16 protein-coding genes are annotated in these 13,377 nt (G+C 60.3%); 10 read left to right on the top strand and 6 right to left on the bottom strand.

The genetic code is table 11. The features are described 5' to 3' along the window. Together ACU8YE_RS00005 and ACU8YE_RS00010 are read left to right on the top strand one after the other, a co-directional pair. Positions 1–109 (top strand): IS3 family transposase (locus tag ACU8YE_RS00005; RefSeq protein ID WP_322018241.1); only part of this gene is annotated, 109 nt, incomplete at its 5' end. Positions 110–694: 585 nt separating this feature from the next. Then, a complete protein-coding gene (locus ACU8YE_RS00010; RefSeq protein ID WP_446927837.1) occupies positions 695–1,057 on the top strand; it encodes a hypothetical protein in 363 nt (120 codons plus the stop codon). A gap of 64 nt (positions 1,058–1,121) precedes the next feature. On the opposite strand, the gene pdxR is transcribed toward ACU8YE_RS00010, so the two are convergent. Next, a complete protein-coding gene (gene pdxR / locus ACU8YE_RS00015) occupies positions 1,122–2,654 on the bottom strand; it encodes a MocR-like pyridoxine biosynthesis transcription factor PdxR (RefSeq protein WP_446927838.1) in 1,533 nt (510 codons plus the stop codon). 191 nt (positions 2,655–2,845) lie between these two features. On the opposite strand from pdxR, the gene ACU8YE_RS00020 reads away from it, so the two are divergent. From ACU8YE_RS00020 to ACU8YE_RS00050, 7 genes are all read left to right on the top strand, one after another. After that, positions 2,846–3,601, top strand: coding sequence for an SDR family oxidoreductase (locus ACU8YE_RS00020; protein ID WP_446927839.1), 756 nt, complete (start codon positions 2,846–2,848; stop codon positions 3,599–3,601). 93 nt (positions 3,602–3,694) lie between these two features. Beyond that, a complete protein-coding gene (locus ACU8YE_RS00025) occupies positions 3,695–4,174 on the top strand; it encodes a carboxymuconolactone decarboxylase family protein (RefSeq protein WP_232042116.1) in 480 nt (159 codons plus the stop codon). A 4-nt stretch (positions 4,175–4,178) separates the two neighbouring features. Then, the gene (locus ACU8YE_RS00030; protein WP_232042117.1) at positions 4,179–4,583 is read left to right on the top strand and encodes a cupin domain-containing protein; all 405 of its coding nucleotides are present in this window, start codon (positions 4,179–4,181) and stop codon (positions 4,581–4,583) included. Between the two features lie 218 nt (positions 4,584–4,801). Continuing rightward, positions 4,802–5,194 (top strand): hypothetical protein, encoded by a 393-nt coding sequence (locus ACU8YE_RS00035; protein ID WP_446927840.1) that lies wholly within the window; start codon positions 4,802–4,804, stop codon positions 5,192–5,194. Between the two features lie 655 nt (positions 5,195–5,849). Beyond that, on the top strand, positions 5,850–6,152 hold the full coding sequence (locus tag ACU8YE_RS00040) for a hypothetical protein (protein ID WP_294868013.1): 303 nt from the start codon (positions 5,850–5,852) through the stop codon (positions 6,150–6,152). 11 nt (positions 6,153–6,163) lie between these two features. After that, positions 6,164–7,903, top strand: a complete 1,740-nt coding sequence (locus tag ACU8YE_RS00045) for a DUF2334 domain-containing protein (RefSeq protein WP_440838528.1) — start codon at positions 6,164–6,166, stop codon at positions 7,901–7,903. A 350-nt stretch (positions 7,904–8,253) separates the two neighbouring features. Next, positions 8,254–8,385, top strand: a complete 132-nt coding sequence (locus tag ACU8YE_RS00050) for a hypothetical protein (protein WP_414560254.1) — start codon at positions 8,254–8,256, stop codon at positions 8,383–8,385. A gap of 11 nt (positions 8,386–8,396) precedes the next feature. Here ACU8YE_RS00050 and ACU8YE_RS00055 read toward each other — a convergent pair whose 3' ends face one another. The 3 genes from ACU8YE_RS00055 to msuE form a co-directional block, all read right to left on the bottom strand. Then, complete coding sequence (locus ACU8YE_RS00055; RefSeq protein ID WP_446927841.1) at positions 8,397–9,422, bottom strand: methionine synthase; 1,026 nt, start codon at positions 9,420–9,422, stop codon at positions 8,397–8,399. 195 nt (positions 9,423–9,617) lie between these two features. Beyond that, on the bottom strand, positions 9,618–10,601 hold the full coding sequence (locus ACU8YE_RS00060; RefSeq protein WP_316868443.1) for a DUF1852 domain-containing protein: 984 nt from the start codon (positions 10,599–10,601) through the stop codon (positions 9,618–9,620). Positions 10,602–10,646: 45 nt separating this feature from the next. Then, positions 10,647–11,228 carry an FMN reductase gene (gene msuE, locus ACU8YE_RS00065; protein WP_446928067.1) on the bottom strand — a complete coding sequence of 194 codons (582 nt, stop codon included), beginning with the start codon at positions 11,226–11,228 and terminating at the stop codon, positions 10,647–10,649. A gap of 108 nt (positions 11,229–11,336) precedes the next feature. On the opposite strand from msuE, the gene ACU8YE_RS00070 reads away from it, so the two are divergent. After that, on the top strand, positions 11,337–12,260 hold the full coding sequence (locus ACU8YE_RS00070) for a LysR family transcriptional regulator (protein WP_316868445.1): 924 nt from the start codon (positions 11,337–11,339) through the stop codon (positions 12,258–12,260). Positions 12,261–12,498: 238 nt separating this feature from the next. Here the strand turns inward: ACU8YE_RS00070 and ACU8YE_RS00075 are convergent, their stop codons facing one another. Next, entirely contained in the window at positions 12,499–12,807 is a 309-nt protein-coding gene (locus tag ACU8YE_RS00075) for a hypothetical protein (protein WP_316868446.1), read from the bottom strand. Beyond that, positions 12,785–13,369, bottom strand: a complete 585-nt coding sequence (locus ACU8YE_RS00080) for a hypothetical protein (RefSeq protein WP_254610808.1) — start codon at positions 13,367–13,369, stop codon at positions 12,785–12,787. The genes ACU8YE_RS00075 and ACU8YE_RS00080 overlap by 23 nt, the downstream gene beginning before the upstream one ends. Positions 13,370–13,377 lie beyond the last annotated feature (8 nt).

Here is a 13,377-nt window from a genome sequence, read left to right on the forward strand (position 1 = left end):
CAACTACATCGAGATGTTCTACAACCCAACACGGCGCCATTCGAGCGCCAACGGACTATCACCGGTAGAGTTCGAACAACGTCATTCCCAACGGCTCGGGGGTGTCTAGGAAAGTCGGGGCGATTCACTCTCAGCATCCAAGCGTGGAGCGCGAGGCCCAGACCGTGGAGTTCGAGTGTTGGAGAGTGAAGCTCGACTCGCGAACCGTGGAGGGCGATCTTCAGACAGTGACGCTCCACTGTGTGAGCTTCAGGCGCCAGTCTCAAACCGTCGAAGGGCCACGCTTTGACACTGACGCTCGACCCTCGAACGGTGGAACGCCAGTGTTTGACCCTGACGTTCGACTGTTTGAGGGTGACACTCCACTGTCTGAGAGTGGAGCGTGACCTTCCGACTGTCGCTGCCTGCGAATCAATAATCCAACTTTCGCCGCTGCCCCCATCGCTATAATCCATCCCGCTGCCGCACCAACGGAAGCCGGGTTTGGCGACCTGCATAGCAGTTCTTAGAGAGGCTATCGCGCAAGCGATGGTCCGCTCCTGCTCGCATGCGTTTTTTATGGCGGGCCGGGCGGGGAGACCTTCGGGTCTGCCGGTCGTTCTCTAAGGGCCGGTTCGCCAGCCCCGCCGTCAGGCCCGCCACCCCTCGTCTGGCGACGAATGGCGTGCCTCCACTGCAACTTAGAGAGGCCGACATGCCACCTGTCGAAAGCGGGCACCGCCCCGCGTCTTACCCATCTCCACCCGCACCACCCACGCCCACGTCATCCGACACAGGCAGGCTCACCAAAAACCGCACCTACCTGAACGGCGCCATCGCAGCGCAGGCGTATCTCAAGCGCACGCGCACCGCCATGTGCACACACGGCCAATGCCGGCCGGGCATGCTGCGTGAGCAGCTTCAGCACCTGTCCGCACATGCATTTCCGCCGGCCTTCATCAAAGGCTTTGTGGATGCGATTGATGCGTACGTATCAATGTCGCTCGGGGGCCGCGAAGTCGATCCGCAGACGTGGGACGTGCTAGCCGCCATAGAGCGGCGTGGCTACAGCCAATAACAACAGATTGACGCATTCCCGGGACGGGCGGGAATGCCCAGGCCAGCCGGGCGGAACCATCGTGTCAGTCGGGCAAGCACGTACGCAACGTTTGAGCGAGTCGGGCCGCTTCACCTGCATCGGCAATGTTGGCGAAGCCGATCACAAGACCGCGCGGCACATGGGGTGTCCGACCATTCGCGTACCAAATTGAAAGTGGCAGCACGGCGAGCCCGGCCTCACGCGCACGCGCGGCTACGGCAACATCGTCGACCGGCCCGTCTGCCCCGTCGGTGAAGTGCACCGCGAACTGGACGCCGCCGGGCGGCAATTCGACGCGCAATCGCGGGCCGAACGCATGCTCCATCGCGTGCGCGATCAGCATGCGGCGCTGCGCGTACAACGCACGCATGCGCTTTACATGGCGCGCGAAATGTCCTTCGTCCATGAAATCTGCAACGGCCGCCTGCAACAGCGTTGGCGAGCCGGCGTTCATGCTGCACGCCACCCGCCCGACGCGCTCGATGGCGCGCTCCGGCACGACCGCATACGCGAGCCGCAAACCGGGAAACATCATCTTGCTGAACGTGCCGCAATAGATAACGTGATCATGGCGGTCAAGGCTCTTCAATGCCGGCAATGGCCGGCCCTGATAACGGAACTCGCTGTCGTAGTCGTCTTCAACAATCCAGCGAGACCCTTTCTCGGCCCAATCCAGCAGCGCCATGCGTCTGGCGAGCGAAAGCGTGTGCCCCAGCGGGCTCTGATGAGACGGCGTCACCAACGCGAAGCGCGCTTGCGCGTCCAGTGCGATACCGCGTTCGACGTTGAGGCCTTCTTCATCCACCGGCACCGGCACAAGTTGGATGCCCGTTTCGGCAAGAAAGCTGCGCGCGAGCAGGTAGCCAGGGTCTTCAAACCATACGCGATCGTTCGGTTGCGCGAGACTGCGCAGCACGAGTTCCAGCGTTGCGCGATAGCCGCCGGTGACGAACACCTGCTCGGGCAAGCAGGTGACGCCGCGTGCCAGCCCGAGATAGGTGGCGATGTGTTCGCGCAGCGGCCGGTAGCCAGCCGGATCGGGGTACGCAAGCACGGCACGTTCGCCGCTGCGCGCGCGGCGCGATACGAGCCGATTCCATACCTTGCGCGGAAAGGCGTCCAGCGCGGGCAGGCCGGGTTGCAACGGGCGCGGCTCGCCGCTCATTGCGACGGCGATTGTCAATGGGCGCGCGGGGGTTTGCGGCATCCGATCTGACGCGTCGGACGTCTTTTGTGCGCGCGTTTTTCCCACGCCCCGCTTGCCGCTTGCATCTTCCGGCGCGGCCCGACGTGATGAGCGCACCACCGCGGCCGGCAGCGACGGCGACACAAACGTGCCGGCCGCCCCGCGCATCTGCAGGTAGCCTTCATCAACAAGGATCGTATAGGCCAACTCGACGGTGCCGCGCGCCGTGTTCAGTTGTGCCGCCAAGCCCCGCAATGCGGGCACGCGATCGCCGGGGCGCAGATGCCCAGCCGCGATCGCCGTCCTGAAGCGCTCGCAAATCTGCTGATAGACGGGCAATGCCTCTTGCCGATCGATTTCGATGGTCAGCGCGGGTGTGGGAGCGGTCATGGCGGCCTCGTCTGCAAGAGAGGTGGAAACGACTTGGACTAGTCATTTCGACAATTCTTGGCCCTTATTCATAGGGCGTGATTGTTCCACACTGGGTCTCAAGCGATGCGACGACAGCGACATGTTCGGACGGCGCCGCGCCCCCCCCCAGCGCCTCGGGCGTTCACTGACTCTTATCCGGAGAAGTTGCCATGAAGATTGTCGTCATCGGTGGTTCGGGCCTCATCGGCTCACGTGTTGTCACGCTGCTCAGCGAAGCAGGTCATGCGGTGCTTGCCGCCTCGCCGCGCAACGGCGTGAATTCGGTCACAGGCGAGGGCCTGAGCGACGCACTCACCGACGCGGATGTCGTTGTTGATGTGACGAATGCACCGTCGTGGGAGCCGCAAGCGGTGCTCGACTTCTTCCGCAGCTCGGCGCGCAATCTTGGCAAGGCAGAAGTTGCCGCGGGCGTGCGCCATCACGTCGCGCTGTCCATCGTCGGCACGGATCGGATGGCGGACAACGCCTATTTCACCGCCAAAGTCGCGCAGGAAGAGGCGATCGAAGCGGCCGGCGTGCCGTACACGATCGTGCGTGCGACGCAGTTCATGGAGTTCATCGGCGGCATTGCCGACTTCAGCACGGTCGCAGGCACGGTACGCGTGGGCGACGGCCTGTTCCAGCCGATCGCGGCGGACGATATTGCGGCAATCCTCGCGCAGGTGGCACTCGCGGCACCGCTGAACGGCACGGTCGACATTGCCGGACCGGACCGCGCGCCCTTCGCCCAGATCATCGCGCGCTATCTGGAATCCATTGGCGACGCACGCCAAGTGGTGACCGAGCCCGACGCGCGGTACTACGGCGGCCTGGTCGAGCAACTGTCGCTCGTGCCGCTCGGCGAGGCTCGGATCGGACGCACCGGTCTCGATCAATGGCTTGGCACGCAGGCAAAAGACCGTTGATCAGCGACTGACATATTCCACACAACAAGCCCAGGGCGGCCCATCTCGCCGTTGCCGGGCACGACCACTCGGTCTTCTCCACTGGAGCGCTTCATGACGCAACGCCTCAACTACTTTCAGCAATCCCCGGAACTGAGCAAGAAGCTCGTGGAACTCAACACGCTGCTTCAGAAAACCACAATCGAGACGCACATCCGTGAGCTTGTCGAACTGCGCGTGTCGCAAATCAACGGCTGCGCATTCTGCGTCGACATGCACGTCAAGATGGCGAAGATCCACGGCGAGCGTGAACTGCGCCTGTACCACGTGGCGATCTGGCGGGAGTCGACGCTGTTCTCGCCGCGCGAGCGTGCTGCGCTGGCGTGGGCTGAAGTGCTGACCCAGATTCCCGCCTTGGGCGTGTCGGACGACATTTACGACAGCGTGCGCGCGCAGTACTCCGAAAAGGAGCTGGCCGATCTCACGTTCCTGGTGGGCGCGATCAACAGCTGGAACCGGCTGAACGTGGCGTTCCGCATGGTGCCCGGTTCGTCGGACAAGGCATTTGGCCTGGACAAGGCCCACCTGGAGTAATGCCATGAAAAATCCAGTGTGCTTCGCTGCAGCCGTGGTGTGTTCGTGCCTGCTGATGGCGCAGTTGGTCAAGGCGGCGCCAGAAGCAAGCGTGACGCCGTTGCGCTCGGAATCGTTGCCCGAGTTCCCGGGCAAGGAGGCCGAGATGATCGTGGTGGACTATCCGCCGGGCGCGGTCGACCCCGTGCATCGTCATGACGCGCACGCCTTTGTCTATGTGCTCGAAGGCAGCATCGTCATGAGTTTGAACGGCGGCAAGGAGGTCACGCTCAAGGCCGGCGATACGTTCCACGAAGGTCCCAACGATATCCACACCGTCGGGCGCAACGCCAGCGCCACGCAGCCGGCCAAGTTTGTGGTGTTCCTGATCAAGAAGAAAGGCGCGCCGATTCTGACGCCGGTGAAGTAGGGCTGTCGCCTACGCGGGCCTTGGCGATCCAGGTGTCGGTTGTGGTGTCGCCCCCATGACAAATCGAATGGAGCGCGAATCTTGAGCTATCTCAACGGATAAGCAGAACAGCCGCCTAGCATGAAAGGGACGGCGTGCGTAACAAGCGCATGGCGCTCATCCACTGCTTGCATCGCGCTGGGAAGCAAGATGCAAGCGGGTTGCTCACGGAGATTGTCATGCGAGGCTGGCTTATCCCCATCATGCTTGCGGCGACGCTGAGCGGCTGCGCGTCTACCGAGTCCGTCAAGGCGTCGCAGCAAGAAAGTGTGCATCGGGTCTACGCGGCACCCTACAACTCGGTCTACGCTGCCACGCTTGCTGCCGCGAAAGCGCAGAAACTCGAACTCGTGGAAAGTGACCCGGCGGCAGGGCGCATTGTTGTCTCCCACGGCATCTCCTTGTGGAGCTGGGGCGAACGCATTGCGATATGGCTGCATCGGCTGAACGAGTCGAACACGGACGTGGCGATCGTGAGCAAGCCGATCCTCGCGCCGCTCAACTTTCCGCCGGACTGGACATCGAAGCTGTTCGAGCAGATCGCGACTGAGCTAAAGGCTCCGGCAACCTAGTAAGGTTGTGCTCCACCATCGTCCCGGCACCGTTCGGAAGTGGGACCGCTCTGCCGTATAAGTTCGCAGGGCCTTCTACGGTTGCGCTTGTAAAACCTCGGCGTTTGCGCCCATCTTTGGCAATGGGCGATGCGCAATCTCTTCGGCTTCTGTGTGGCTCAAGGCCAAGTGCTGGCCGTCAACAAGACGCAGATCAACGTGAAGCCGGTCGTCTTCAGCCTGAATGTTGGATACCGGTTCTAGTGGATCGAGAATGGAAGGCCAATAGCCAGCGTCGAAACTCTGCGGGCGGCATGCGGCCTTCAAACAGTCGCATTCCACTGTCTGAGCTCCAAATTTTCGACCTCCGGGGCGACTCAGGCCAGCCTGTTTCACGGTTGAATCCGTTTCGGCGTTTTTTTTGAAGAAGCGCCATCGCCAAAGCTCTCAGGTGTAGTGCGTTCGAGCCTTTAGCCGACTTGGTGTGATTTTTGCACGGCTCATACGACCTCAGCGCCATCAGCCCTTTACATAGCGCGGTCAGAACGTTCGACAAGTGGCATCGAGAGGGAATGGCACGAGGGCCGTCAAATCTCGTTGTTGCGGCAGTGTTTGGAAAACCGGGACGAGCGCTTCCCTGAGGTGAGGGAGGCACGTTTGGTCAAGGGGACAAATCATGACTTCCAAACATTGCGCGCCAGCGTGGGCATGCACGGGCCTGCTGGTAGCCGTGATCGGGCTTGTGGGGACAGCAGAGGCGGCGGGGCCGACAAGCGTACCCAACAATGCCGGCTTGAACCCGCCGCATATGCAGAACGGCAAGGTGGTTCCGCCGCCGCGCCCGAGTGTGCCGACGGTGATCGTGCCGGGCATGCCGCGTTCGCTCATGCGTGAGGCAGAGCACGGCCATAGCACGGGCGGCACGATCGCCTCTCCGGCGTCGGTACATCGCCAGGACGGCAAGGTCTGGGTCGACTAAGGGGCACGATCATGAAAAAAGTCATCCTGGCGTGCCTACTCGCGCTCAGTCTTCTTATCGTGTATCGGCCGATCACGATGCCATCGGCGCAGGCCGCAACGACCTTGAAGGTGCTGGTGCTGTATGACGCACCGCCAAACGACCCCTACAGCAATCTGGGGTTTGCCTACGCAATCATGCTGCGTAACCTGCTCGGGCACTGGAATACGACGGTCAGTCTGGTGCCGATCCAGAACTACACCGCTGGCTCGGTGCAAGCCAACCAGGCCACGTTCTATCTGGGCGATTACTACAACAACACCATCCCCGCCGCGTTCCTCAAGGACGTAATGTCGACCACCTCCACGGTGGTGTGGTTCAAGTACAACCTGTGGGAACTGGCTTGGGACACGGTCGATTACACCAATCCGACCTTCACCCAGAAATTCGGAATAGCCTTCGACCAGGTCTTCGGCTTCAACGGCAACGTCTATCCGTCGTCGAGCAATCCGAATCCGGGATTCTTCGATACCGTGACGTACAAGGGCATGTCGATGGTGAAGTACTACAGCTTCAATGCCACGACAGGTGCCGTCAGCGCTGACCCGGACATCGGCATCACGCAGGTGACGGACGCCACCAAAGCACAGGTGCTAGTGAACATCACTGACAGCCAGAGCGGGGCGGTTGCGCCCTATGTGGTTCGCTCGGGCAACTTCTGGTATTTCGCCGATCAACCGTTTTCATATATCGGCCCGCGTGACCGCTACCTGGCGTTTTGTGATCTGTTGCACGACATTCTGGGGGACAGCGCGTCAACGGCGTACACCCACCGGGCCATGGTGCGCTTTGAAGACATGAACGCTTATACGAGTACCAGTTCGATGAAGAAGCTCACGGACTATCTGTACAGCAAGCACATTCCGTTTTCGATGGCGACCATCCCCGTCTATACAGACCCGAACGGGTACTACAACAACGGCGTGCCGGAGACGATTACGCTCGCTAACGCGACCGGGTTGAAATCTGCAATCAACTACGCGCTCAAGCGCGGGGGTAAGGTGATGATGCACGGCTACACGCATCAGTACGAGAACATTCCCAATATCGACAACGCAGTGAGTGGCAATGATTTCGAGTTCTGGTATGCGACCGCCAATACCCCGACCGACGACGACTCACTTCAGTGGGCTGGAGGGCGGCTGGATGCGGGCCTCCAGCAGTTCACCAATAACGGTTACAAGCCGTTTGCGTGGGAAGCCCCACACTACGAATCGTCGCCGCTGTCGATCGCTGCAGTGCCGCCACGCTTCAACTCAACGTACCAGCGCGTGGTGTATTTCGCCTGCACCAATAACACCACGAGTAGCGTCACCAATACCAATACCATTTGTAGCAATGGCGATCTGTACACGCTCAATTCAACGGCCAACAACCATGCGTTTGCGGTCGGGCAGTTCTTTCCGTACGTGATCTATTCCGATTACTACGGCCAACGCATCATTCCTGAAAACCTGGGCAACATCGAATACAACATCTGCAATATCGATCCGTTCTCGTGCCTGACCTACACTTGGCAAGATATTTACCTGAATGCTCAATATGCTCGGGTGGTACGCGACGGTTTTGCCTCGTTCTTCTTTCACCCGTTCTGGCTGGACTCCGATATGTCAGGCACGGCTGCTTCCAACGCGTTCCAGGATTTCCAGAGCCTAGTGAGCGGCATTACTGGCCTGGGATACCAGTGGGCGGATGCAAGCACGCTTAAATAGGGTGCCTGGATGTAAACCGGCAAGGCGGCGGAGACCACACCACCGCCTTGCAGGGGCGCGAAAAGCCGTTGCTATAGCCAGTCCGCGAGTTTCACCGAGGCCGGTTTGCCGTCAATCATCGTTGCCGGTCGGTCGGGGCAATTGTCGGTGGTTAGTCGGGTATGGTTGTCGCTAGATGGTTGTCGGCGGCGCCCGGTCTGTTTGTCGCTGGCGGGGTGCTTCCAAGTATCTCGCGCCAGGAGTTCGAGACCTCCTGCATGCAAGACGTCATGCCGGGCCGCCTCGTTATCTGCAAAGACGAGGTGACCGAATCGGTGGACCCGGAAGCCTTCTAGCTGCGGCTGTGGAACATGTTCATCCAGCCGCTCCACTGCCTGCTTGAACTGCCGCAGATCGACCGCATCCGCTGGCACCTCTTTACCGATGTGCGCATCGTCAGCCGGCAAGGCAGCCCGTTTGAGGCGGATGACCGGTCGCGATGACCGGGCGGACGTTACGCCTTAGCAAGCCGCTCCTTGGCCAGTCTCGTGCCTTCTGCCAGCGCTTCCAGCTTGCGCCACGCCACGTCCCGCGCCATCGGCGCCAGGCCGCAGTTCGTGCACGGGAACAGTCGCTCCTTCGGCACGAACGCCAGCGCCCGGCCGATGGTGTCAGCCACTTCCTCAGGTGTCTCTACCACGTCGCTGGCCACATCGATCACGCCGACCAGCACGTCCTTGCCGACCAGCAACTTCATCAGGTCGGGCGGCACATGGGAGTGGATGCATTCCAGGCTCACCTGGTCGATGCGGCTGCGGGCAAGCGCGGGGAATACCGTCTCGTACTGACGCCATTCGTCGCCCAGGGTGCGCTTCCAGTCGGTATTGGCCTTGATGCCGTAGCCGTAGCAGATGTGCACCGCCGTCGTACAGGTCAAGCCCTGCGCCGCGCGCTCGAGCGCCTGCACGCCCCAGTCAGCGGCGTCCTTCATGTAGACATTGAACGCGGGTTCGTCGAACTGGATGATGTCCACGCCATCGGCTTGCAGTGCGAGCGCTTCCTGGTTGAGCAATTCCGCAAACGCGAAGGCCATCTTGACCTTGTCGCCGTAGAAGCGGTCTGCCACGGTGTCGACAATGGTCATGGGGCCGGGCAGCGTAAACTTCAGCTTCTTCTTCGTGTGGGCGCGCGCCAACTGGGCTTCGAAAGCGTGCACGCGGCCCTTCAGGCGCAGGGCAGCAACCACCTGCGGCACCATCGCGTCGTAGCGGTTGTCGCGGATGCCCATCTTCACCTTGTGCTCGAAGTCGATGCCCTCAACCTGCTCCAGGAAGCCGTGTACGAAGTGCTGGCGCGATTGCTCGCCGTCGCACACGATGTCCAGGCCTGCGTCTTCCTGGGCTTTGATCCACAGCAGCGTCGCGTCGGCCTTGGCCTGGAGCAGCGCATCGCCTTCAGCCTTCCACTGAGGCCAGAGTTTGTTGGTTTCAGCCAGCCAGGCAGGCTTCGGCAGGCTGCCGGCGATGGAGGTTTCAAACATCGGAGGATTCCTTTCAAGAAAGATGGGTGTGGCAAACGTGCTTCGGGACCGTTTTGCCAGAGCAGCCGCGGGATGGTGTGTTATGTGGGGCAGGACTGCCGGCAGCGCCGATGCGAGTGCCGCTAGACAGCGATATTCGCTTTGGCAAGCCTGGTCAACGAGATGTCGGAAGAGTGGCCTATGTATTTTGGCCAGTCAGAGCGCGAAATCGGTCGCCCATTGTTCAAGGACGCGCTTATAGGGCTTGATGAAATGCTCCTCTGCAAACTTCCCTTGTTTGACAGCCAGCTGGCTGCGTTCTTCCCGGTCATAGACAATCTGCGTCACCGAGTAATCCTGATGCTTCAGGCTCGGTTGATAGCGTTTTCCTGCTGCAGCATTGGCGTTATAAATTTCCGGACGATAAATCTTTTGAAAGGTCTCCATGGTGCTGATGGTGCCGATCAATTCGAGATTCGTGTAATCACCCAGCAGGTCGCCTTGAAAGTAGAAAGCCAAGGGTGCAACGCCATTCGGCGGCATGAAAAACCGAACCTGCATCCCCATCTTTGCGAAATACTGGTCAGTTGAGGACAGTGCATTCTGTTGGTACTCCACACCCAGTACGGGATGCTGGTTCCCGGTCCGCCGATAGGTCTTGCTGGTCGAGGCGCTGATGCAGATGACAGGCGGCTTGCTGAAGCGCTCCTTGTAAGCGCGCGAGTTGACAAATTGCTGGAACAGCTTGCCATGCAAGTCGCCAAAATCGTCTGGAGTGCTGAATTCCGCTCGATGGGCGTTGTACTCCGGAAGCAGGACGCTGAAGTCGTAATCGCGCACATAGGAAGAAAAATTGTTTCCCGCGATGCCGTCGATGCGCTTGTTCGTTGTCCTGTCGAGAATGCTGGTTTTCAGTATCTCGATCAGCGGAAATACATCGTTGCTGCTTTGGGCGTCAAGGTTCATCTCGACAGAGATGATCTCGAGTTCGACAGCGTAGCGATCTCCCGTGGGATTGTCCCAATGCGCCAAATCATTGAAGCGATTGTCAATCATCCGCAGTGTGTTGCGCAGGTTCTGCTGCCGATTCTTCCCACGGGCCAGGTTGGCAAAGTTTGTGGTGATGCGAGTGCTGTCCGATGGCTGATAGTTTTCATCGAAACAAATGCTTTTGAGGCTAAAGGTGAGTTCTTGGTTCATTGTGATCCCGTGACCTAATTTCGCAGAGAAAAGCCAATTCGTGTTTCAGGCCACAACCACCGCATCGGCCAGAGACGACCTGGCGTGGTGCGTCAATTCGACCAATGGCAATGCCCGTTGGACGGCCAGTCTTGCCCGCTCAATCAGGGCCTCGTCCTGCAGGCGGTAATCCACGAAATCCTTGTCGGTCGCATAGACGCCCAGCGGCAATGTGCGTGCTTGGAAAAAGCTGAACAGCGGCCGCAACTGGTGGTCGATCACCAGGGCATGGCGCTCACTGCCGCCGGTGGCTGCCAACAGAACGGGTTTGTCGATCAGGGCGTCCTGGTGGATGAAGTCGAAGAAATGCTTGAACAGCCCGGTGTAAGAGCCGCGGTAGACCGGCGTTGCCACCACCAGGACGTCAGCTTGCTCGACCGCCGCGAGCTCCCGCTCCACCGTATCGGGCAGTTGGGATCGCCAGACCGCGCCGGCAAGCCGTGGTGCGAGTTGGCCCAGTTCGATCAGGCGTTGTTGGCACGGAACTTCGTCGGCGATCAGATCCAGCAGGTGCTCTGCCAGGGCTGCAGCCTTGGAGGGGCGTTGCAGTCCGCCGGAAACCGCTACTACTCGAAGTGGACGTGTCATTTTTGCTTTCAGATGGCTGCGATCGAACAATCGGAACGCATGGTATTGATGTGGATCAATGAAGTAAAATGGTTTTATTTCACAAATTCATGAATAGGAATCATGTGAATGCTTGAGCGCATCCACCTCAGCATCGTTCAGCAAGTCGAGAAGCAAGGGTCGTTGACGGCCGCCGCCGGCGTACTGAACCTGACCCAGTCAGCCCTGAGCCACAGCATGAAGAAACTAGAGCTTCAGCTGGGCACCGACATTTGGCTGCGCGAAGGACGAAGCCTGCGCCTGACGCAGGCCGGCCAATATCTGTTGGCCGTGGCGAACCGGGTGCTGCCGCAACTGGACTTGGCCGAAGAGCGCCTCGGCCAATTCGCGCAGGGCGAGCGCGGGGCGCTGCGTATCGGCATGGAATGCCATCCCTGCTACCAGTGGCTGCTCAAAGTGGTGTCTCCCTATCTGGCCGCATGGCCCGACGTGGATGTGGACGTCAAGCAGAAGTTTCAGTTCGGCGGGATCGGTGCGTTGTTCGGCTATGAGATCGACCTGCTGGTCACGCCGGACCCGTTGTTCAAGCCGGGGCTGAAGTTCGAACCCGTATTCGACTACGAGCAGGTGCTGGTCGTGGCCCGGGGCCATGCCCTGGCTTCGGCGGCCTATGTGAAACCCCAGCAGTTGACCGGGGAAGTGCTCATCAGCTACCCCGTGGACATCGAGCGCCTGGACATATACAGCCAGTTCCTGTTGCCGGCCGGTGTAACGCCCAGGCGCCACAAAGCCATCGAAACCACCGACATCATGCTGCAGATGGTGGCCAGCGGCCGCGGCGTGGCCGCCCTGCCGCGCTGGCTGGTCGAGGAATACGCGGCCAAGATCGACGTGGTGCCCGTGCGGCTGGGCGCGCGCGGCATCGCCAAGCAAATCTTCCTGGGCGCACGCGAAGCGGACACCGCCATTGACTACGTGCGGGCCTTTATTGAACTGGCCCGCGAGCCAGCAATTGCTACCAACACTGCCATTGCCCAAGGAGCCAAGGGATGAGCACCGATCGGCAAGCTGGGTGGTCACCGGGCGCGCTTGCCGTCTGTCGAGATTCACGCAACCCTGAACCGGCAGGTCACGATTCATAGGCGTTTCCGGCGGAGGTGCTCTGCCAACTTTGAACTCTTGGTTCGCTTAACTTTGAACTATCCGCGTTTTGGTTCACGTAACTCTGAACTTTCCGGGAGCGCCGCACCGCAAGCGCAACACGCGATGCTTCCTGCACTCGGTTTGCGCATCAAAGGATGCCGACATCCTGCAGCGCCTTCCGAGTCGAGTCTAGGCAGTCCTGGGTTTCATCATCGGGTCCGTTGATCGGACTGGCCAGGATGACGTTGTTGAGCTCTAAGACGTGTTGTTGCCACTCAGGGTCCGCCCCGCCGGATTGCGTCATGTCGAGCAAGGCATCGAGCTTTGCGAGTATCAATTCGAAATAGTCATCGAAGTTACTGTTGCTTCGAGTGCGCCGCACGGCGACGAGTCGAGCGCGCGCACTGTACAGTGCGCTGTCAAAGGACTCGGCGTTACAGCACAACGGCAATCTCATCGACGTCTCGATCGTCGGCCGGCCTGTTGGGCAGTGTTCCAAACAAGCGTTCCAGTACCACATCCAGATTGTCGAGCACTTCGAACCGGCGTCGATGGACTACCCGATGGCCAGCTCGTAGCTGCTTGACGCCGGCGGAGGTTGCACGCGTATGCCGGGCGGGTGGGCCGTCCCTCAAGTCTGGTAGCGGTTCTCCTGGCCGGGCGCCAAGCCAGCGATAGGAGCGCAGGTTCAGAGCGTGGTCAACCACGATCCAAAGAACACAGCCGCTGGGCTTTTGCGCGAGCTTCAGATTGATAATGACACTGACCGCTTTGCCGCCGTCAACGATGGACTTGAGCTGCAGATGACGAACCACTGCGCCGCGACTCAACACCAGGTCGTATCCGCCGGCGTCGAACTCCGAACGCAGCACCTCCACATCGGTGACGCCGCGCTGCCACAATCGGCGAAGAACCTCACCCACAAAGACGTGTTCGACGATGCGCTCGCGCAGCACGGACCGGACAGAGTGCAGGTCTGCCTGTGACGTCATACGTTTGGAACTGGCGGGCGTTGCCATCCTGCGCC

The sequence above is a fragment of the Ralstonia sp. VS2407 genome, assembly GCF_052950655.1.